A 19,915-nucleotide genomic window follows, 5' to 3' on the forward strand; every position below is an offset into this window, starting at 1 on the left:
TCCCATTCCTTCTCGGACCCTTGGCCGATGTGACCGCGGTCGCACCGGACCCAGAATCACCTCACACACCACGACCCGTGGAGGCAAGAGGTGACTGAGCAACGAGGCTCGGCAGGCTGGCTGGTCGGCATCGACGTCGGCGGGACCTTCACCGACATCATCGGCCTTGACCGCGCCACCGGGGAAATCCGGGACGGCAAGGTGCTGTCCACGAAGGAACAGGAACACGGCGTCCTCGAGGCGCTCGCCGCGATCGGCGTCGAGCCGTCCGAGGTCGCGGAGATCGTGCACGGGCACACCGTCGGCATCAACGCGCTGCTCAGCCGGGCGGGCGCGAAGACCGCGCTGCTGGCCACGCGCGGGCACCGCGACCTGCTCGACATCGGCCGGATGCACCGCGAGTTCGGCGACCGGTTCTACGACCCGACGTGGCTGCGCCCGCACCAGGAGCGGCCAATCGTGCACCGGCGCGACCGGATCGGCATCCCCGAGCGGATCGGCTACGACGGCACGGAACTGCTGGCGCTGGACGAGGACGCGGTCCGCGCGGCTGCTCGCGATTTCGCCGCACAGGGCGTGCAGGCGGTCGCGGTGTGCTTCATGAATTCCTACCGGGAACGCGGCCACGAGCGGCGCGCGGCGGAAATCCTCGCCGAGGAGATTCCGCATGCCTACGTGCAGACCTCGGACCTGTACCCGGTCACGAAAGAGCACGAACGGACCACGACCGTCGCGCTGGACGCGTATGTCGGACCCGCCGTGGTCGGTTACCTGCGGCGGCTCACGGTCGCGCTGGAGGAGCGGCAGTTCGGCGGCACGCTCTGGATCATGACGACCAACGGCGGCGTCGCGACCGTGCAGGACGCCGGCAAAGCGCCGGTCTTCCAGCTCGTTTCCGGTCCGGTCGGAGGAGTGACCGGCAGCCTGCAGCTGGCGCGCGAATCCGGCAAGCGGAACCTGCTGACCATGGACGTCGGCGGCACGAGCACCGACGTCGCGGCAATCGTCGACGCGCAGACCCCGCTCACCGACCTGTGGACCCTGGAAACCGGCCTGACGCTGACGTTGCCGCTGGTCGACGTGGAGAGCGTCGGGTCGGGCGCGGGCAGCGTCATCGGGCCGAACGCACTCGGGCAGGTCGCGGTCGGCCCGAAATCGGCGGGGTCGAACCCCGGCCCGGCGTGTTACGGCCGCGGCGGCACCGAGGCGACGCTCACCGACGCGTGCTTGCTGCTCGGCGTGCTGCAACCCGACCTGTTCGCGAACGGCCGGATCACCCTCGACGTCGAGGCCGCGCGCGCCGCGCTGACCCGGACGGGCGAGCAGTGGGGGCTTTCCGCGCTGGAGCTGGCCGAGGCCGCCTACCAGATCGCGTGCGAGGACATCGCGGCGAAGATCCGGACCATCTCGGTCTACCGGGGACTCGACGTCCGCGAGTTCGCGTTGCTGCCGTTCGGTTCGGCGGGCCCGATGCTCGCCGACCGGGTCGCGCGGATCCTCGGGCTCGACACGGTCGTCGTGCCCTCGACACCGGGCCAGTTCTCCGCGCTCGGGCTGCTGCAGAGCGATCTGCGGACCACGCGGGCGCAGTCGCTGATGGTCCCGCTGACCGCGGACAATGCCGAGACGGTCGAAGCTGAATTCGCCGCGATGGAACAGAGCCTGACGGAGGAATTGGCCGCGCAGGGCGTGGACCTGGACGGGCTGGCGTTCGACCGCGCGATTTTCGCCATGTACCGCGGGCAGACGTGGGACAACCGGCTGCCGCTGCGGCCGGGCCCGATGACCGCGGAACGCGTGCCCGGCGTGGCCGCCGATTTCCACGCGTTCTACCAGGATTCCTACGGATTCTCCGCGGCCGAGATCCCGGTCGTCGTTTCGACGCTGGAAGTGACCGCGGTGATCCCGAGGCCGAACAAGGTGCCGTCCACCAACGCCGATTCCGGCGAATCCCTGCTCGGCAACCGTGACCTGCGCGTACCCGGGTCCGGGGAGACCACGAGCGTGCCGGTGCACGTCCGCGAACGGCTCACGGCGGGCGAGGTTGTCAACGGGCCGGCGATCGTCTCGGAGAAGTTCGCCACCACGGTCGTGCTCCCGGGTCGCCGCGCCCGCGTCGACGCCGACCGTCTCCTGATCATCGAAAACATCATCGAGAACCAGGGCTGAGGAGCGCCGCCATGACGATTTCCGCGGAACCCGCCACCGCCGAGTTCGAACTCGACATCCTGCGCTACGGACTGATCGAGGTCGCCCGCGAGATGAACGAGGCGCTGATGCGCAGCGCGTTCTCCCCGGTCTGCCGCGACATCCTCGACTGCACCACCGCCATCCACGTCCGCAGCGGCGACGCGTGGGAAACCGCGGCGCAGTGGGAAGGCTGCATGCAGCACGCCTTCACCTCGCCGCACATCGTGAACTTCGTGATGGACGAGTTCGACGTGGACTCGCTGCAGCCCGGCGACGTCATCTTCGTCAACGACCCGTGGCGCGGAACGATCCACCAGTCCGACGTGAACCTGCTGCGGCCGGTGTTCGTGGACGGCCGCGTCGAATTCATGCTGCCCTACCTTTCAGGGATGTCCGCGGTCCGCGAGGATCGGCGGATGCAGGTGGAGCGGGTATGGCTTTCATGCCTGCTGCCGGTGATGGTTCAGAGTGCTGTGCCGCCCGCTCCACCACCTGGTTCTGACCGCTGATTAGGCACTGCGAACCATCGCTATGTAGGGCGTTGACGGCGGAATCGGGACGCACCACACCGTGTGATCGACCGGAGGTTCGATGGCAGTAAAAGCAGGCATCGATGTCGTCAAGGAGTTCCACTGGGTCGCGATCGTCGCCGCCGAGACCGGGAAAGTCCTGCTCTCCCGGCGCGTCGACAACGACCCGGACAGCATCGACGCCCTGATCGCCCAGCTGCGCCAGGCCGAAGCCGAGCACGGCGAGCTCACCGCCGCGATCGACCTGATGGGCGGAGTGGCCAGCTTGCTGACCGCCATGCTGCTGGAGGCAGGTGTCCGCCTGGTCCACGTCCCGGGCCTGGTGGTCAACCGAGCCCGCCGCGCCAGCAAGGGCGGCGAAGCCAAATCCGATCCCCGCGACGCGGCCACCATCGCCGACCAGCTGCGCCTGCGCGACGACTGGCGCATCGTCACCGCCGAGGACGACATCACCCTCGACCTGCGGATGCTGGTCTCCCGACGCCGTGAACTCGTCATCGATCAGACCCGCCGCCTCAACCGGCTGCGCGAAACCCTGGCCGGGTTCTTCCCCGGCCTGGAACGCGTCGTGGACGTGACCAACCTCAGCGACCTGCGGCTTCTGGTCCGCTTCGTCACACCGGAAGAGGTCCGCGAAGCCGGACGCGACGGCCTGATCGATCACATGCTGGCCGCGGGCGTCCGCCGCAGCTATGCCGAACCCTTGGCAGGCAAGGCGATTGCGGCCGCTCAGGCCCAGCATGTGATCGTTCCCGGGCAGAAGCGCATGGCCGAGTTCGCCCGCGAGTTCGCCACCGACGCGATCGCGGCCCGGCACCGCATCGGCGAACTGGAGAACCAGATCGCCGACGGGCTCGACCGCCACCCTGACGCGGCCCTCGTCCGAAGCCTGCCGGGGATGGGGGCCACCCTGACCGCGGAATTCCTCGCGGAGGCAGGAAACCTGGACCGCTTCGCCAGCGCCGATCAGCTCGCTTCGGCCGCCGGCCTCGCGCCGGTCCTGCAGCAGTCCGGGAAGATGAACTACCTGCGGCGAGCCACCGCCGGCAGCAAACACCTGAAGTTCATCTTCTACCAGTCCGCGTTCTGCGCGATCCGCACCGACCCACTCAGCAAAGCTTTCTACCAGCGCAAACGCGCCGAAGGGAAGCGCCATCACCAGGCACTGATCGCGCTGGCCCGACGACGCATCAACGTCCTCTACGCGCTCCTGCGCACCCGCCAGCCTTACCAGGCCGACTACCGACACACCACGGCTACCGCTGCTTGACATAAACATTAGGCAGCACTCGACCTCGCATCTGGTCGACCTCGGCGGCCCGATCCCGGGCGGTTTCTCCAACGGCACGCAGACGTCGTTCGAGGAGCAGATCAAGCTTCCGCCGTCGCTGCTTTACGCCAACGACGTCCCGGTGCGGCCGCTGTTCAACTTCATCCTGGAGAACAACCGGGTGCCGCACCTCGTCCTCGGAGACCTGCGCGCGTTGCACGGCTGCCTGGTCGTGGGGGAGCGGCAGCTGCAGGCGCTCGTCGCCCGCGGTGGGCTGGAGAAGGTGAAGGAGGCCGGGCGGTACGCGATCGAGGCGACCGAAGCAAGCATGCGCCGCGGCATCGCGGGCATCCCGGACGGCGACTACACCGTGGAGGATTTCCTCGACGAGGACGGGGTGACCGACGAACCGATCCCGGTGCGCGTGACGGTCAAAGTGCGCGGCGACAGCATGGAGATCGACTTCTCCGGCTCCGGCCGGCAGCCGCTCGGCAACTGCGGCACCGCGTGGTGCGAGGCGGTGCGGTGCATCGAAGCGGTCAAGCTGATGGTCGACCCGGGCACGCCGGTCAACAGCGGCACCCTCCGTCCTATTGAGACACTCCTGCCGCAGGGCAGCGTGGTGTGCGTGCTGCCGCCGTCGAGCTGCTCGAACCACGCGGACATCGGGGCCCGCGGCATCAACGCCGTCGCGAGCGCACTGAGCCAGGCCGTCGGCGACCGGGCGATCGCGTGCGACACCGGCACCGCGCTGGTGATCAGCCTCGGCGGCATCGACACCCGGCCCGGGCACGAGGGCATGCCGTGGGGCGCGTTCGCCCTCACCGGCGGCGGCTGGGGCGGAACGTGGAAGGAAGACGGCATTTCCTTCTGCGTCACGCCGATCGGCAACTGCCGGACCTCGGTGCAGGAGCACGTGGAGATCGAAAGCCCGTTGATCGTGGCGCAGCACGAAATGGTCCTCGACACCGCTGGCGCTGGCGAATACCGAGGCGGGCTCGGCTCGGTGTACACGCTCACCGCGCAGTCGGACACGATGGTCACGGTCACCTGCGACCGGGTGCGCGTCGGCGCGCCGGGTGCCGCCGGAGCCGGTCCGGGTGCCCCCGCATTCGGCTGGTACATCGAGAATTTCGATCTCGCCGCACATGCGGACCCGCTCGACCTCCGTGGTGCCGAACCGTTGTTCGGCATGTTCGACGACGACGGCCGCCCGGACCCGAACCACGGCGGGTTCTGCAAGGGCGCGCGGTACCAGACCGGCAAGTTCTCCGGGCTGGTGCTCAAGGCGGGCGACGCGATCCGCTTCCTGATCGGCGGAGGCGGCGGCTGGGGCGACCCGCTCGCCCGGGACCTGAACCGGCTCGGCCGCGACCTCGCCGACGGGCTGTACAGCGAGGACTTCGCCGCGAAGGCGTTCGGCGCCGTGGTGCGCGACGGCCGGATCGACGAAGCCGCGACCGCCGAGCGCCGTGCCGAACTCGCCGCCCAGCGCGACGCGGGCACCTGGGCGGTGCCGGTCGCGACGCCCGTCAACTGGATCCTGGGATAGGAGCACCCATGTCTGTCGACCGACTTCTCTTCCCCCGGCCGGAAACCCCGCGCGTGTCCGTCGAGCGCACGCCGGTGGAGGCGACCTGCCCGTCCTGCGGAAGCACGGACATCAAGCGGTACCCGGTGGCCAACTACCTCGGCCCGCGCATGGTGGTGAAGTGCCAGGACTGCTTCACGCACCTGTCGGTGACCCGGCCGGAGCCCGAGGACAACTGGCCCGCGTGGCGTTCGCCGACGCGCGACTGGGCACCGTCGCGGCTGGGGTGACGCGCATGTCCCCGACCCCGCTGGCCCGGCTGTACACGCAGTCGTACGCCGAGTACGCGCAGCGGCCCGCGATCCGGGATTCCCGGCGCGAGCTGACCTACAGCGAACTCGGCAGCCGCGCCCGGCGCGTCGCCCAGGCGTTCCGGGCGCTCGGCGCGGAACGCGGCACCCGCGCGGTGCTGCTCGGGCCCAACAGTTGCGAATGGGCCGAGGCGTACCACGGGCTCGTGCTCGGAGGCGGGGTGCGCGTCGGGCTGCTGCCCCGGCTGCACCCCGCCGAACTGGCCCAGATCGCCGCCGACGCGGAACCGTCGTTCGTGCTCGTCGACGGCGCCTGGCTCGCCGAGAACGGGAAGGCCTGGATTCCGCCGCAGGTCAAGGAAATCATCGTGTTCGGCGAAGGCACGGGAGGCCCTGACGGCATCCCGTTCGAGGAGTTGGTCGCGTCCGGCTCCGACGAAGAACTGCCGTTGCCGGACGCCGAGGACGACGCGTGGCTGCTCTACACCTCCGGCTCGACCGGGCAGCCCAAGGGCGTGCGGGTGCCGCACCGGACGGTCGGCGCGCTCGTGCGCAACGCCCGAGAGGTGCTGCCTCCGCTCGGCCCGGGCGACGCTGCCCTGCACACCGCGCCGATCAGCCACTTCAGCGGCGGGATCGCCGACGTCATCACCGCGAGCGGCGGGCTGAACGTCTACGCGCCGAAGTTCGATGCGGCGGAGGTCGCGAACGCCGCCGCCAGCGGTGAGGTGACCGTGCTCCCGCTGGTGCCGACGATGATCACGATGCTGCTGGAGGAACTCGGCCGGCGCGGCGAGCCGTCCGGCCGGGTCGGCAACGTCCGGATCCTGCCGTACGCGGGCTCGGCCATCCAGCCGGACCGGGCGGCCAAGGCGCGCGCGTACTTCGGCGAAGCGATGCAGCAGCTGTACGGCGCGAGCGAAGCCCAGCTGCCGATCGCGACGCTTCGCCCGGAGGACCACGTCGAAACCCTCAACGAGCGCGGGTTGCCTCGGCTAGCCTCAGCGGGCCGGGTCACCGCGCACGTCGAGGTCGAGATCGTGGACGCGGACCGCCGCCCGGTCCCGCCGGGAGCCACCGGCGAGATCCGCACTCGCGGCGCGCACGTGAGCGCCGGGTACTGGCGCAAGCCGGAGGCGACGGCGGAGACCTTCTCCGGCGGCTGGGTGCACACCGGAGACGTCGGCTGCCTCGACGAGCACGGGTACCTGTTCATCCTCGACCGGCGCAAGGACATGATCATCACCGGCGGGTTCAACGTGTACCCGCGGGAGATCGAGAACGTCGTCTCCGAACTGCCGGGCGTCCGGGAAGTCGCCGTGGTCGGCGCTCCGGACGAGCGGTGGGGCGAGGCGATCACCGCGTTCGTCTCGGTCGAGCCCGGGAGCGCCGTGTCCGCCGACGGAGTGCTCGCGCACTGCCGGGCGCGGCTCGGCGGCTACAAGGTGCCGAAGAAGGTCGTCTTCGTCGAGGAACTGCCGAAGACCGGCACCGGGAAGATCCAGAAGCAGATCCTGCGCGAGAAATTGTGGACCGGGCTGCAGCGCCGGGTCTGAATCTCGCGGGAACCGAAGGAGAAAACACATGGCAGCCCCGACTTTCGACAGCCGGAGCCTGTTCTTCGCGTGGAGCACGTACCGCACGGACTACGACACCTACGCGAAATGGTACGACGACGAGCACATCCCGCAGGTGATGGACGTGCCGGGAATGGTGGGAGCGCAACGGTTCCTGCTGGCGGACACCAAACCGCTGCCGGGCGTGCGCGCGCTCGATTTCGGGCACCTCGCGATCTACGAGATGGAGGGGTCGGCGCAGCCGTTCCGCGAGGAGGTCAAGCGCAAGCTGATCTCCGGGGAAATGGTGCTGCCCGACTTCATGAACCGGCCGTTCCAGGCATTGTTCCTCGACGCGGTGAGCGAGCCGTTCCTCTCCGACGCGTTCGCCGAGGCGGAAAACCTCGACGACCGGCATTTGTTCTTCGCGTGGAGCCGTCACACCGGCGACGACGCGACCTTCGCGAAATGGTACGACGAGGAACACATCCCGCAGATCATGTCCGCGCCGGGAATGCTTCGCGCACAACGGTTCGAGGTCTCCGACGTCAAGCCGCTGCCCGGAGTCGAGACCCCGGATCTCGGGCATCTGGCGATCTACGAAATCGCCGGGGACCTCGAGGGCTTCCGCGCGGAGGTGAAGCGGCAGCTGATCTCCGAGGAAATGGTGTTGCCGGACTTCATGATCCCGCCGTTCGCGGCGATGTTCCTGAAACCGGTCAGCCCGTTCTTCCTCGCCTCTCGATGACTGGGAGCTTCCCATGGCCTATCCACCCCGACGCGCCAAGCCCGAGCTCGCGCTGATCACCGGTGCCGCGGGCGGCGTCGGCTCCGCGACCGCGCGACGGCTGGCGGACGACGGCGCGAAGCTCGTCGTCACCGACATCAACGAAGAGCGCCTGGCGAAGGTCGCGAGCGACACGGGCGCGGTCGCCGTCCCGGCCGACGGCACCGACCGCGAAGCCGTCCACGCACTGGTCGCGCGAGCGGTCGAGGAGCTGGGCGGACTGGACACGGTGATCGCGACACAGGGCGCGGCGATCGGCGGGGGAGCGAGCGCGAAGCACGTCGACTCGTACCACCGCGCGCTCGATGTGAACCTGCACGGATCGTTCTACCTGGCCGGAGAAGTGCTCCCGCACCTGGCGGCCAGCGAGGGCTCCCTGGTGCTGTTCGCGTCGACGGCGGGCCTGATCGCCGGTCCGCCCGGGGCCGCCGGGTACACCGCGGCCAAGGCGGCGATCATCGGCCTCACGCGCTGGCTCGCCCGGGATTACGGGCCGAAAGGCGTGCGCGTCAACGCGGTCTGCCCGGGCTTTGTCCGGACCGCCCTCGCGGCAGGGAGCATGGGCTACCTCGCCGAACGCGAAGGCATCAGCCTGGAGGAGGCGTACGCACTGAGCGCGGCGCACGTTCCGCTGCGCCGGGTCGCGGAGCCGGAGGAAATCGCGGCCTGCTGCGCTTTCCTCGCTTCCGGAGACGCGTCGATGGTCACCGGCCACGTGCTGGTGACCGACGGCGGCGGTGCCGCGGTGGACGCTTCGACGGTGGTCTTCGACGGTTGAGGTCCAGGGAGTCGGACACCTTCGGACGGCGCATTCAACCACGCGGGCGTGCCGAACAACGGCAAGAAGCTGGCCGACCGTCCACCGCGCGACCGCCGATGTACCTGGAGTACCTGAAGCTCAATCCCGAGTACGAGAAGACGGTCGCGCTGCGCCACGGCTGCCAACCGGGTCGAGCAGGCGCAGGCGGCGATGTGGCTGTCCCCGTCGACGGCGGCTACACCCTGTGCTGAGCCATGCGACGTCGTTGACCAGCTGGACATACACATGAAATATTATGTTTCATGACTGAGCTGCCACTGCTGGCACCGGCCGTCCGATGACCGGGCCGGCCGGCGCACTGGCGCGCGCGGCGGGTCCGGTCCTCGACCGGGTGCAGGCGGATCTCCGCGGCAATCCGGTCGCGATGCTGCTCGCGGACAGCCGCGCGCGCGTCGTCGACATCCGGTACGGCGAGCGCTCGTTCGGCCGGGAAGTCACCGGGCTCGGGGTCGTGCCGGGCGTGCGGCTCGGGGAGGACGACGTCGGCACCAACGCGATCGGCACGCCGCTGGAGACCCGCCGGAGTCTTCTGCTGCGCGGCCCCGAGCACGCGATGCCCGCGTTCCACGGGTTCACCTGCTTCGGGCATCCGATCGTTCATCCTGGCACCCGCCGCGTCGCGGGCGTCCTCGACTTCGCTGTGCCGGTGAACCGGGACGACCGGCTGGCCCCGCCGCTGGTGCGCCATCTGGTCGCGGAAATCGAAAACCGGCTGCGGGCCGACGCTTCCGAGGCACAGCGACGGCTGCTCGCCGCGTTCCAAGCCGCGGCGCGCCGCCGGGATCGCCGGGTGCTGGTCGTCGGGCACGGACTCGTGCTGGCCACCCAGCCCGCGCTTGATCTGCTCGATCCGTCCGACCACGCCGCGGTTCAGGCGTGTCTTGAAGACGGCGGCGAGGACGCGCGGCTCACGTTGGCGTCGGGGCAGGCGGTGCGGCTCAGCTGGGCGGCAGTCGAGGGCACCGAAGGAACGGTCGTCGAGCTCGCGCTCGAAACGGACGACCGCCCCCGCGTCGCCGCACCGGTGCGGTGGCCGTTGCTGATCGTGGGCGAGCCGGGCACCGGCCGGACGACCATGGCGCGTCAGGCAACCGGGCCTGCCACGGCCGTGCTGGACGCGGTCGAGATCGTCCGAGTCGGCGCGGACGACTGGGCAGCGCAGGCCAGCGGTCTGCTGGACGGCGACGGCCCGCCGGTGATCGTCGAGAACATCCAGCTGCTGTCCGAGCCGCTGGCCGCCTTGGTGGCAGTGCGGACCCGGACTTCGCGACGCCGCTTGGCGCTGACGTCCACTCCGGGGGAGCACCTCGCGAGCATCCACGCGCCGATCGCGGCCAGCTGCGGCGACCGGCGGGATTTGGCGCCGTTGCGCGTCCGCCGCCACGAGATTCCACGGCTGGCACAACACATGCTGGCTGAGGAAAGCCGCGCCAGGTTCACGCCGGAGTCCTTGCGGCTCCTGGCGGCCCAGCCGTGGCCGGGCAATCTCGCCGAACTGCGCCGGGTCGTGCGCTCGGCGGCGGAGCTGCGTTCGGCCGGCGACGTCGTCCCCGCGGACCTCCCGCCTTCGTGCCGCGGCGGAGCGGCGCTCGGCTCGCCTTTCGACCGGGCCGAACGGGAAGTGATCCTGTCGGCGATCGAGGCCGCGGGAGGCAACAAGCTGGCGGCGGCCAAGGCGCTGGGGATCAGCCGGTCGACGCTGTACAACCGGATCAAAGCACTGCGGATACGCTGATGCGCCCCGCCGAACCTGGCGGGGCGCATCAGCGGCGGTTCAGCTCGTCGTGACCTGAGGGGCCGGTTCGGCGAGGTCCACCTGCCGCCGCTCCCGCAACGCGAGTGCGCAGACCAGTCCGATCACGCTCAGGATCGCGAGGAACGCCCCGAGCGCGAACTGCCCGTACGCCGCCGTGATCGCCGCCGCGACGACCGGCGGCACCGCGCCGCCCAGGACCCCGGCCACGTTGTACGAGAAGCCCGTCGCGCTGTAGCGGTACCGGGTGCGGAACAGCTCCGGCATGAACGCGCCCACCGGGCCGTAGGCGAATCCGGCGATGAAGGTCGTCACGCAGGAACCGATCGCGAAGGTCAGCGCCGAGGCGGAGTCCAGGATCGGGAACAGCGCGAGCGCCCAGCCGATCGCCACCGCGTTGCCCGCGATGATCACCTTGCGACGGCCGATCCGGTCGGAGACCGCCGCGCCCAGCACGATCGCGACCCCGAACACCGCGCCGGCCAGGATGCCGATCGTCAGCACCGTCGGGCGGCTCAGCTTGAGCACCGTCGTGCCGTAATTGATCAGATAGCTGACGGCGAGGTAGTAGAAGGCGAACACCATCACGAGCAGGCCGGAGGCGAACGTCACCTCGCGCGGCTGCTGCCGCAGCGCCTCGGCGAACGGGGCCCGCGCCGCGCCGCCGCGGGCGATTTCGCCTTCGAACGCCGGGGTTTCGTCGACCTTCACCCGGACGAACAGGCCGACGCCGACGAGCACGAAGCTGGCGATGAAGGGGATCCGCCAGCCGTAGGACAGGAACGCCTGCTCGGACATCGTCGCGTTGATGAGCAGGTAGGTGGCGCTGGCCAGCACGTACCCGATCGACCCGCCGAGCGAGCCGAACATCGACCAGAATCCGCGGCGCGCCTTGGGCGCGTTCTCCGCCGCCAGCAACGTCGCGCCGGTCCACTCGCCGCCGAGCGCGAGTCCCTGCAGGACGCGCAGGACGATCACCAGGATCGGCGCGGCGACGCCGATGTGCCCCGCCGTCGGGACGAGCCCGACCAGCGCCGTCGAGAGACCCATGATCAGCAGGGTCATCACGAGGGTGCGCTTGCGGCCGAGCCGGTCGCCGAAGTGTCCGAAAAGGATCGACCCGACCGGCCGGGCCACGAACGCCACTCCCAGGGTCGCGAACGAGGCCACCGTGCCGGCCGCCGGGCCCAGCGCGGGGAAGAACGCCTTCGGGAACACGAGCGCCGCGGCCGTCGCGAAGATGAAGAAATCGTAATACTCGATCACCGTGCCGGTCCCGCTCGCGATCGCGATCCGGCGCATGGACACGGCTGTCGCCCCGGTGTCCGCCATGGGCACCTCTTTCGTCAGGGAAGGGGGAGGGATGCGAAGCATTATGTACAAAATGCGATCCGTCAAGGGCGTCGCCGCAGCTCAGCCGGTCGGAGCTTCGGCGGCCTTGACCACAGGTGCTTGCTTGATATTATGTTTTTTCTACAGTTCCGGGCGAGCGACGGCCGTGAGCCGCTCCCGCCGGGACTCGCGCGCCGCCCGCCCGATGGGCCCAGCCGACATCAACGAGGAGCAGGCATGGCAACGATCATCGAGCAGCTCGCGGCGTTCGCCGCGGGTGCCGACGCCCGGGGATTCCCCGACGACGTAGTCCGCGAATCCCAGCGCATCCTGCTCGACTCGCTGGGCTGCGCGGTCGCGTCGCTGGACGACGAAGGCGCGCAGCGCGGGGTCGACTACGCGCGGTACCTCGGCGGCTCGACCGGACCGGCGTCGATCCTCGGCACCGGCACGAAGACTTCGGTTCCCGCCGCGGCGTTCGCCAATGCCGAGCTGATCAACGCGCTCGACCAGGACGCGGTTCTGCCGCCCGGCCATGTCACGCCGTATGTGCTTCCCGGCGCGCTGGCCACCGCTGAATCGTTGCGGGTGTCCGGTGCGAAGCTGCTCGAGGCGATCGCGGTGGCGCACGAGATGTCGTACCGGATCGGGAAAGCGACTGACTACCTGCGCGACATCAAGGACGGCGTCGTCACCATCCCCGACATCATCGGGTACAGCAGCACGCTTTTCGGTGCCGCGGCGGCGGTCGGCGTGGTGAAGGGCTTCGACAGCGAAACTCTGGCCGACGCGCTCGGCATCATGGGCTCGACCGCACCGACCAACACGCAGCGCGCGTGGATGATGCACGCCCCTGCCACCACGATCAAATACCAGCTGGCCGGCGGGATGGCACTGTCCGCGGTCACCGCCGCCAACCTCGCCGAACGCGGGCACACCGGCGACCGGCAGATGCTCGACGACCGCGAGTACGGCTTCCCGCGCTTCATCGGCACCTCCCGCTGGGAACCGGCGCCGATCACCGCGGACCTCGGCAGCCAATGGACGTTCACGCCGTTCCAGTCGTTCAAGCCGTACCCGCACTGCCGGGTCATGCACGCGCTGTTCGACGCGCTGACCGAGATCGTCGAAACGAACGACCTCCGCCCCGACGAGATCGACGCGATCACCGCGTACGGCGAGAGCTTCGTGCAGCAGCCGGTGTGGGTGAACGAAACCATCCGCAACCCGCGCGACGCGCAGTTCAGCATGACGCACGGCCTCGCCCTCGCCGCGCACCGGATCGCGCCGGGCAAGGACTGGCAGACCCCGGAAGCGGTGCTGAACCCGTCGGTCCTCGACTTGACGAAGAAGGCCGAGTTCAAGGCGCACCCGGACTACACGGAGGCGCTGAAGAACAACCCGGCCGCCCGCCGTTCGCTGGTCGAGGTCCAGGCTCGCGGCACCACCTACCGCGGCGAGCGTGCCTACCCGAAAGGCAGCCCGTCGCCCGACCCGGCCACGTACATGACTGATGACGAACTCGTCGCCAAGTTCCGGCACAACGTGGAGGGCGTAGTGGCAGATCCGGACGCGATCGTCCAAGCGGTCTTCGACCTGCGGAACGTCGAGGAGGTCTCGGCGCTGCTGAACCAGGTCAAGCCCGGAGGTGCGGCATGATCGACGTGATCAACCCGGCGACGGAAGAAGTGATCGGGTCCATTGTGGACAGCGACGCGGCGACCGTCGACGCCGCCGTGTCCGCCGCCAGCGCCGCTCTGGGTTCGTGGTCGGCCCTGTCGCCCGCCACTCGCGCCGGTTACCTGCGCGCACTCGCGGACGAGTTCGAGAAGCGTTCCGACGAGATCTCGGAGCTGGTCACGCGGCAGAACGGCACGCCGATCAGCATCACCCGCGCGATGCAGAGCCAGGTGCCGGTCTGCTACCGGTACTTCGCTTCACTGGCGGAGAAGCTTTCGGTCGAGGAACACGTCACGACGGCAAGCGGCGACGCGATCGTGCTGCGCGAACCGGTCGGCGTCGTCGGGGCCATCACCCCGTGGAACGGTCCGCAGCCGCTCATCGCGTGGAAACTCGGACCAGCGCTCGCGGCCGGCTGCACCGCGGTGATCAAACCGGCTCCGGAGACGTCTCTGGACGCGTTCGTCTTCGCGGAAATCGTTGCCGCTGCGGGGATCCCCGAGGGCGTCGTGAACATCGTGACCGGCGGACGCGAAACCGGCGCGGCCCTGGTGGCGCACCCGGGCGTGCACAAGGTCGCGTTCACCGGCTCCACCGTGGCAGGCAAGGCGATCGCCGCCGAGTGCGCGAAACAGCTGAAACACGTCACGCTGGAACTGGGCGGCAAGTCGGCGGGCATCCTGCTCGACGACGTCGATCTCGACGCCTTCCGTCCGCTGGTGCTCTCGGCCTGCGCGCCGAACACCGGGCAGACCTGCCGGGCGCTGACCCGGGTGCTGGCTCCGGAGTCGCGCTACGACGAGGTCGTGGACATGCTCGCGGCGACGATGTCCGGGATCCCGCAAGGCGATCCGCTCGATCCGACGGTGTTCTTCGGCCCGCTGGTGAACGCGACGCAACGGGAACGAGTGGAGTCGTACATCGAACTCGGCAAAGCGGAAGGCGCCGAACTGGTGATCGGCGGCGGCCGCCCGTTCGACCGCGGGTATTACGTCTCGCCGACGATCTTCCGCGGTGTCACGAACGACATGCGCATCGCCCGCGAGGAGATCTTCGGCCCGGTGCTGACCGTGATGCCGTACCGGACGGTGGACGAAGCGGTCGCCATCGCGAACGACTCCGAGTACGGCCTCGGCGGGGGAGTCTTCTCTCCCGACCGGGACCGGGCGACCGAGGTGGCCCGCCGGATCGTGACCGGCAGCGTCGGGGTGAACACCTCGACCCTGCCGATCGAAACGCCGTTCGGAGGCGTGAAGAACAGCGGGATCGGCCGGGAGCTGGGTCCGCAGAGCGTGGACGCGTACCTGGAGTACAAGACGATCTTCCGGGCATAGTGTCCGCTTGCTCCGTTGCTGTCCGGATGGCGTCCCCATCCGGACAGCAACGAGGAACTTCCACGAACAGACCGCCTGGAAAGGCAGTGCGGTCCCGCTCAGAGCTGGGGCGGGGAGAACACCGGCGACAGCGCGGCTCCCTGGGCGGCAGCGCCCGGGGGAGAGGCGGCCCCCTGAGCGGCAGTGCCTGGGGGAGACGCGGCTCCGGGGCCGGACAGCGCGTTGCGGATGAGCCGCTGCGCCGTCGCCAGGATGTCGTCCAGGCTGCCGCGTTCCGGGTTCCACCATTCGGTGGCCCAGTTGACCGCGCCGAGCAGGAACATCCGGGCTGCCCGGGGGTCGAGGCCGGGGTCGATTTCCCCGTCGTCGACGCCGGCCTGGATGAGGTCGCGCCACAACTGGCCGGTCTCGCGCTGGTGCTCCAGTTGCCGGGCCCGGATGTCCGGGGGAAGCTGGCCGAGGGTGCGCATCGCGGCCGCGGTGTAGGCCGATTCCTTCAGCACCATCTCGAGATGGCCGGCGTAGGCCGCGCAGATCCGGTCCATCGCGGTCGCCTCCGGCGGGAGCGCGGCCAGCCGGGCCCGGACGTTGTCCACCGCCATCCGGTCGCCGATGTTGACGACCTCCTCGAGGATCGCCTCCCGCGAGTCGAAGTAGTAGTAGACCGCGGGCACCCGCAGCTGCGCCAGCGCTGCGATCTCCGAGACGCGGGTGCCGTCGAAACCCTTGCGGCTCAACAGGTCCGCTGCCGCGTCCAGGATTCTCCTCCGGGTCCGGTCCGACTTGCGCTCCCGGTCCCCGCTGTCCGCTTTCGTCACCTGGCCGCCTTCCACACGGGGAAAATCTACCGGTTGCTCGAAGAATTCGGCAAGGCGGGGCAGGTCTTGCACTGTTTTCGAAAGGGTGCTAGAAAAACCCTCGTCGCCGGAAGCCGCAGCGTCGCTCCGGTTGCCTGACGAAAATATATTCAATATTATCGATCATCCCTCGCCTCGCGTCCGTCGGCCGCGGGGCGGCACGGAGGAGGAGCCCATGTCGCCCACCCTGCGGACCCCGCTTTGCGAGCAGCTGGGGATCGACGTGCCGATCCTGCAGGCAGGCATGGGCAACGTGGCCTACGGACGGCTCGCCGCCGCGGTCTCGAACGCGGGCGGCCTCGGCTCGATCGGCGGCATCGACATCACGCCGGAGCAGGTCGACGAGGAGATCCGGCTGTTCCGCGAGCTCAGCGACGGCCCGCTGTGCGTGGACCTCGGGTTCCCGGCGAACGCGCCGAAGGGACTGTCCGATGTGGACGTTCCGGAGCTGCCCGGTCCGCTCCGGCAGCTCAAGGCGGAGCTGGACGAGCGCGGCATCGAGGTCACCGCGACCACCGACCAGGCGATCAGCCTGGCGGACAACAAGAAAAAGCTGGAAATCTCGCTCGACCACGGGGTCGAGGTGATCGCGTGCGCGCTGGGCACCCCGGCCTGGGTGGTGGAAGCTTGTCACGCCAGGGGCGCGAAGGTGATCAGCATCGTCGGGCAGGCGAAGCACGCCCGCAGCGCCATTCGCAACGGCACCGACGTGGTCGTCGTGCAGGGCACCGAGGGCGGCGGGCACACCGGCGACGTCGGGCTGATCACGCTGCTGGCCGAGGTGCTGGAGTTCTCGACGGTGCCGGTCGTCGCCGCGGGCGGGCTGGTGAAGGGCGCCCAGATCGCGGCGTGCCTGACGATGGGCGCGCAGGGCGCGTGGGTCGGCACGCGCTTCCTGGCGAGCGAGGAGTCCGGTTCCGAGGACGTGTTCAAGCAGGCGGTGGTGGAGGCCGAGTACGACTCGACGCTGCGGTCGCTGCTGTTCGACGGCCTGCACGTCCGGATGCTGCGCAACCGGTTCACGGAAGTGTGGGAAGGCCACGAAGACGAGCTGTCCCCGTACCCGGTGCAGCGCGTGCTGACCATGCCGTTCAAGTACGCGGCGATGAAAGCCCGCCTCAAGACCCACATGAGCATGCCCTCGGGCGCCGGTGCCGGCATGATCACCGACCTGCCCGGCGCGGCGGAAATCCTCGAGCGGCTGGTCGAGGAGACCGTCGAAGCGTTGCGCGGCGTCGAGAAGACGGTCGAGTTCAGCTGATGGCCGGGCCGCTGGCAGGGGTGAAGGTCGTCGAGATCGGCTCGATCGGCCCGGGCCCGTGGTGCGCGATGATGCTCTCGGACATGGGTGCGGAGGTGCTCCGGGTCGACCGGGCCGCCGCCGTGCGCGACCACGTCCCGGGCGAGCAGTCCTACGAGTTCGCCACCCTGCGCGGCCGCCGTTCGGTCGGCGTCGATCTGAAACACCCAGGCGGCGCCGAGGTCGTTTTGCGGCTGGTCGAGCAGGCGGACGCGCTGATCGAGGGCAGCCGCCCGGGCGTCGCCGAGCGGCTGGGGATCGGCCCGGACGCGTGCCTCGCGCGCAATCCGCGGCTGGTGTACGGCCGGATGACCGGCTGGGGCCAGGACGGCCCGCTGGCGCAGGCACCCGGGCACGACCTGAACTACCTCGCGCTCAGCGGGCTGCTGCACGCGATCGGCCCGGCGGACGGACGGCCGGTCCCGCCTCTGAACCTGGTCGGCGACTACGGCGGCGGCGGGATGCTGCTGGCGTTCGGAATCGTGGCGGGCCTGTTCGAGGCGGCTCGGTCCAGTCAAGGGCAGGTGCTCGACGCCGCGATGCTCGACGGTTCCCTGCTGCTGGGTTCGTTGTTCCACGGGTTGCGCCAGACCGGGCGGTGGCGGGATGAGCGGGAAGCGAACCGTCTGGACGGCGGCGCGCCGTACTACGGCACGTACGAGACCGCGGACGGCAAATGGGTCGCGATCGCCGCCAACGAACCGAAGTTCTACGCGGTCCTGCTGGACACGCTCGGTCTCGCGGGCGAGGAATTGCCCGAGCAGCAGGACGAGCGCGGCTGGCCGGAGCTGCGCCGCCGGTTCGCCGCCGTCTTCCGGACGAAGACCCGCGACCACTGGGCCGAGATCTTCCGGGCGCGGGAGACCTGTTTCGCCCCGGTGCTGACGCTCGACGAGGCACCAAAGCACGAACACAGCATCGCCCGCGAAGCGTTCGTACCGGTGGACGGCGTGCTTCAGCCCGCGCCCGCACCGCGTTTCGCCCGTACCCCGGCCGCTGTGGCCGGACCGGCCGCCGTGCCGGGCGAGCACACCGAGAAAGCATTGCGGGACTGGGGATTCAGTCCCGAAGAGGTAACCGGTCTCGTTGCCGCGCAGACCGTCGTGCAGGCCGCCTGCCCTGCCGGGCCCCCGAGAAATGACGTCAACCAGCAGGCCGTCGACAGCTGAACGGAGCGCTCATGAGTGTGGTGGACAGCGGCGAACACCTCGTCGTGGACGGCGATCTGCGGGTGCCGCATCCCGGAGAACTGCTGATCGGCGGGAAGTGGCAGCCCTCGGTCGGCGAGGAGCACATGGTGGTGGTGTCCCCGGCCACCGAGGAGATCGTGGCCGAGGTCGCCGCCCCGGTCGCGGCCGACGCGGACGCGGCGGCTGCGGCGGCCGCCGAGGCGTTCGCCGGGCCGTGGCCGCAGTGGCCGATCGGCCGCCGGATCGAGGTGTGCCGGCGGTTTTGCGCCCTGCTGGAAGAACGGTCCGACGAAATCGGTCTCGTGTGGGCGGTCGAATCGGGCATCCCGGTGCGCTGGAGCAAGACGCTGCACCGGTTCGCCGCGCGAGCGGCGTGGCAGACCGCGCTGGACGCGGCCGAGGAGGCGCTGGCTCCGGAGACCAGGGCGACGCCGGTCGGAGAAGTGCGGATCGAGCGCGAGCCGGTCGGCCCCGTGCTGGCGGTGCTGCCGTACAACGGTCCGCTGGCGACGGTGGGCAGCAAGGTCGTGCCCGCGTTGCTGGCCGGTGCGCCGGTGGTGCTCAAGGCCGCGCCCGAATCGGCGCTGATGATGCGGCTGGTGGCGGAGTGCGCCGCGGCGGCCGGTTTCCCGGCCGGAGTGCTCAGCGTGCTGGCGGCGGGGGCCGAAGGCTCCCGACGGCTGGTCCAGGACCCGCGGTTCGAGATGATCTCGTTCACCGGCGGGCCGGCGACCGCGTCGGACATCCTGCGGCAGAGCGCGGACCTGTTGCCGCGCACGGTTTTCGAGCTGGGCGGCAAATCGCCCGCGGTGCTGCTGGACGACGTCGCGCTGGACCGGGCGCTGCGGCCGCTGGTGGCCGGGGCGATGAGCGGGTCGGGCCAGGTGTGCGCGGCGCTGTCGCGGACCGTCGTGCCCCGATCACGGCACGACGAGATCGTCGAGGCGCTGGCCGGTGCCTATCGCGGGCTGCGGATAGGCGAACCGCGCGCGAAGGACACCGACCACGGGCCGCTCGCGACCCGTGCCGCGCTGGACCGCACGCGGCGGGCAGTGGACCGGGCGCGGGAACAGGGCGCGACCGTCGTGACCGGCGGACGGCGGCCGGACGGGTTCGACCGGGGCTGGTACTACGAGCCGACGCTGCTGGTGGGCGCGGGCGAGCAGGACGACGTGGTGCAGCAGGAAGTATTCGGCCCGGTCACTGTCGTCCAGTCCTATGCGGACGAGGACGACGCGGTCCGGATCGCCAACGGCACCCAGTACGGCCTGGCGGCGAGCGTGTTCTCGGCGGACCCGGACCGTGCGCTCGCCGTGGCCCGCCGGATCCGTGCGGGATCGGTGGCGATCAACACCTTCGGCCCGACCATGGCCGCGCCGTTCGGCGGTGTGAAGCGGTCCGGCTGGGGACGGGAATGCGGACCCGAGGGCATCCGCGAATTCACCGACGTGAAACAGCTTCTGGTCGGCTGAGG

At 70.0% G+C, this 19,915-nt stretch carries 17 protein-coding genes; 15 read left to right on the forward strand and 2 right to left on the reverse strand.

Going from position 1 to position 19,915, the window contains the following annotated elements; all coding sequences use genetic code 11:
* Positions 1-90: 90 nt before the first annotated feature.
* The 10 genes from ATK30_RS40515 to ATK30_RS40555 all read left to right on the forward strand — a co-directional run bounded on the left by ATK30_RS40515 (position 91) and on the right by ATK30_RS40555 (position 10,730).
* Positions 91-2,169 carry a hydantoinase/oxoprolinase family protein gene (locus tag ATK30_RS40515; RefSeq protein ID WP_101439979.1) on the forward strand — a complete coding sequence of 693 codons (2,079 nt, stop codon included), beginning with the start codon at positions 91-93 and terminating at the stop codon, positions 2,167-2,169.
* An 11-nt stretch (positions 2,170-2,180) separates the two neighbouring features.
* Positions 2,181-2,699: a hydantoinase B/oxoprolinase family protein gene (locus ATK30_RS40520; RefSeq protein ID WP_208637550.1), complete on the forward strand. Its 519-nt coding sequence runs from the start codon at positions 2,181-2,183 to the stop codon at positions 2,697-2,699.
* An 82-nt stretch (positions 2,700-2,781) separates the two neighbouring features.
* Positions 2,782-3,990, forward strand: a complete 1,209-nt coding sequence (locus tag ATK30_RS40525; protein ID WP_101439980.1) for an IS110 family RNA-guided transposase — start codon at positions 2,782-2,784, stop codon at positions 3,988-3,990.
* Between the two features lie 31 nt (positions 3,991-4,021).
* Positions 4,022-5,542, forward strand: a complete 1,521-nt coding sequence (locus ATK30_RS40530; RefSeq protein WP_279630054.1) for a hydantoinase B/oxoprolinase family protein — start codon at positions 4,022-4,024, stop codon at positions 5,540-5,542.
* 8 nt (positions 5,543-5,550) lie between these two features.
* Positions 5,551-5,811, forward strand: a complete 261-nt coding sequence (locus tag ATK30_RS40535) for a hypothetical protein (protein WP_101439981.1) — start codon at positions 5,551-5,553, stop codon at positions 5,809-5,811.
* A gap of 5 nt (positions 5,812-5,816) precedes the next feature.
* Entirely contained in the window at positions 5,817-7,388 is a 1,572-nt protein-coding gene (locus ATK30_RS40540) for a class I adenylate-forming enzyme family protein (RefSeq protein WP_143271483.1), read from the forward strand.
* A 28-nt stretch (positions 7,389-7,416) separates the two neighbouring features.
* Positions 7,417-8,136: a hypothetical protein gene (locus ATK30_RS40545; RefSeq protein WP_101439983.1), complete on the forward strand. Its 720-nt coding sequence runs from the start codon at positions 7,417-7,419 to the stop codon at positions 8,134-8,136.
* 13 nt (positions 8,137-8,149) lie between these two features.
* Complete coding sequence (locus tag ATK30_RS40550) at positions 8,150-8,953, forward strand: SDR family NAD(P)-dependent oxidoreductase (RefSeq protein WP_101439984.1); 804 nt, start codon at positions 8,150-8,152, stop codon at positions 8,951-8,953.
* A gap of 98 nt (positions 8,954-9,051) precedes the next feature.
* Positions 9,052-9,186, forward strand: a complete 135-nt coding sequence (locus ATK30_RS47020; protein WP_279630043.1) for a hypothetical protein — start codon at positions 9,052-9,054, stop codon at positions 9,184-9,186.
* An 86-nt stretch (positions 9,187-9,272) separates the two neighbouring features.
* The gene (locus ATK30_RS40555) at positions 9,273-10,730 is read left to right on the forward strand and encodes a helix-turn-helix domain-containing protein (RefSeq protein ID WP_101439985.1); all 1,458 of its coding nucleotides are present in this window, start codon (positions 9,273-9,275) and stop codon (positions 10,728-10,730) included.
* A 39-nt stretch (positions 10,731-10,769) separates the two neighbouring features.
* On the opposite strand, the gene ATK30_RS40560 is transcribed toward ATK30_RS40555, so the two are convergent.
* Positions 10,770-12,080, reverse strand: coding sequence for an MFS transporter (locus ATK30_RS40560; protein WP_101439986.1), 1,311 nt, complete (start codon positions 12,078-12,080; stop codon positions 10,770-10,772).
* Between the two features lie 237 nt (positions 12,081-12,317).
* Between ATK30_RS40560 and ATK30_RS40565 the strand changes: the two genes are divergently transcribed.
* Together ATK30_RS40565 and ATK30_RS40570 are read left to right on the forward strand one after the other, a co-directional pair.
* Positions 12,318-13,739, forward strand: a complete 1,422-nt coding sequence (locus ATK30_RS40565; RefSeq protein ID WP_101439987.1) for an MmgE/PrpD family protein — start codon at positions 12,318-12,320, stop codon at positions 13,737-13,739.
* On the forward strand, positions 13,736-15,094 hold the full coding sequence (locus ATK30_RS40570) for an aldehyde dehydrogenase (protein ID WP_101439988.1): 1,359 nt from the start codon (positions 13,736-13,738) through the stop codon (positions 15,092-15,094). The genes ATK30_RS40565 and ATK30_RS40570 overlap by 4 nt, the downstream gene beginning before the upstream one ends.
* A 98-nt stretch (positions 15,095-15,192) precedes the next feature.
* Here ATK30_RS40570 and ATK30_RS40575 read toward each other — a convergent pair whose 3' ends face one another.
* Positions 15,193-15,912: a TetR/AcrR family transcriptional regulator gene (locus ATK30_RS40575; protein WP_244194873.1), complete on the reverse strand. Its 720-nt coding sequence runs from the start codon at positions 15,910-15,912 to the stop codon at positions 15,193-15,195.
* A 214-nt stretch (positions 15,913-16,126) separates the two neighbouring features.
* Between ATK30_RS40575 and ATK30_RS40580 the strand changes: the two genes are divergently transcribed.
* The 3 genes from ATK30_RS40580 to ATK30_RS40590 are packed head-to-tail and all read left to right on the forward strand — an operon-like array spanning position 16,127 to position 19,913.
* Positions 16,127-17,212 (forward strand): NAD(P)H-dependent flavin oxidoreductase, encoded by a 1,086-nt coding sequence (locus ATK30_RS40580; RefSeq protein WP_101439990.1) that lies wholly within the window; start codon positions 16,127-16,129, stop codon positions 17,210-17,212.
* Positions 17,212-18,420 (forward strand): CaiB/BaiF CoA transferase family protein, encoded by a 1,209-nt coding sequence (locus ATK30_RS40585; protein ID WP_101439991.1) that lies wholly within the window; start codon positions 17,212-17,214, stop codon positions 18,418-18,420. The genes ATK30_RS40580 and ATK30_RS40585 overlap by 1 nt, the downstream gene beginning before the upstream one ends.
* A gap of 11 nt (positions 18,421-18,431) precedes the next feature.
* A complete protein-coding gene (locus ATK30_RS40590) occupies positions 18,432-19,913 on the forward strand; it encodes an aldehyde dehydrogenase family protein (protein WP_101439992.1) in 1,482 nt (493 codons plus the stop codon).
* The last annotated feature ends 2 nt before the right edge of the window (positions 19,914-19,915 follow it).

Source organism: Amycolatopsis echigonensis (assembly GCF_002846615.1).
GTDB lineage: Bacteria > Actinomycetota > Actinomycetes > Mycobacteriales > Pseudonocardiaceae > Amycolatopsis > Amycolatopsis echigonensis.

Coding starts and splice junctions, on each gene's coding strand:
- ATK30_RS40520 (WP_208637550.1), top strand. CDS start 2,181: ATGACGATTTCCGCGGAACCCGCCACCGCCGAGTTCGAACTCGACATC.
- ATK30_RS40525 (WP_101439980.1), top strand. CDS start 2,782: ATGGCAGTAAAAGCAGGCATCGATGTCGTCAAGGAGTTCCACTGGGTC.
- ATK30_RS40535 (WP_101439981.1), top strand. CDS start 5,551: ATGTCTGTCGACCGACTTCTCTTCCCCCGGCCGGAAACCCCGCGCGTG.
- ATK30_RS40540 (WP_143271483.1), top strand. CDS start 5,817: ATGTCCCCGACCCCGCTGGCCCGGCTGTACACGCAGTCGTACGCCGAG.
- ATK30_RS40545 (WP_101439983.1), top strand. CDS start 7,417: ATGGCAGCCCCGACTTTCGACAGCCGGAGCCTGTTCTTCGCGTGGAGC.
- ATK30_RS40550 (WP_101439984.1), top strand. CDS start 8,150: ATGGCCTATCCACCCCGACGCGCCAAGCCCGAGCTCGCGCTGATCACC.
- ATK30_RS47020 (WP_279630043.1), top strand. CDS start 9,052: ATGTACCTGGAGTACCTGAAGCTCAATCCCGAGTACGAGAAGACGGTC.
- ATK30_RS40555 (WP_101439985.1), top strand. CDS start 9,273: ATGACCGGGCCGGCCGGCGCACTGGCGCGCGCGGCGGGTCCGGTCCTC.
- ATK30_RS40560 (WP_101439986.1), bottom strand. CDS start 12,080: ATGGCGGACACCGGGGCGACAGCCGTGTCCATGCGCCGGATCGCGATC.
- ATK30_RS40565 (WP_101439987.1), top strand. CDS start 12,318: ATGGCAACGATCATCGAGCAGCTCGCGGCGTTCGCCGCGGGTGCCGAC.
- ATK30_RS40570 (WP_101439988.1), top strand. CDS start 13,736: ATGATCGACGTGATCAACCCGGCGACGGAAGAAGTGATCGGGTCCATT.
- ATK30_RS40580 (WP_101439990.1), top strand. CDS start 16,127: ATGTCGCCCACCCTGCGGACCCCGCTTTGCGAGCAGCTGGGGATCGAC.
- ATK30_RS40585 (WP_101439991.1), top strand. CDS start 17,212: ATGGCCGGGCCGCTGGCAGGGGTGAAGGTCGTCGAGATCGGCTCGATC.
- ATK30_RS40590 (WP_101439992.1), top strand. CDS start 18,432: ATGAGTGTGGTGGACAGCGGCGAACACCTCGTCGTGGACGGCGATCTG.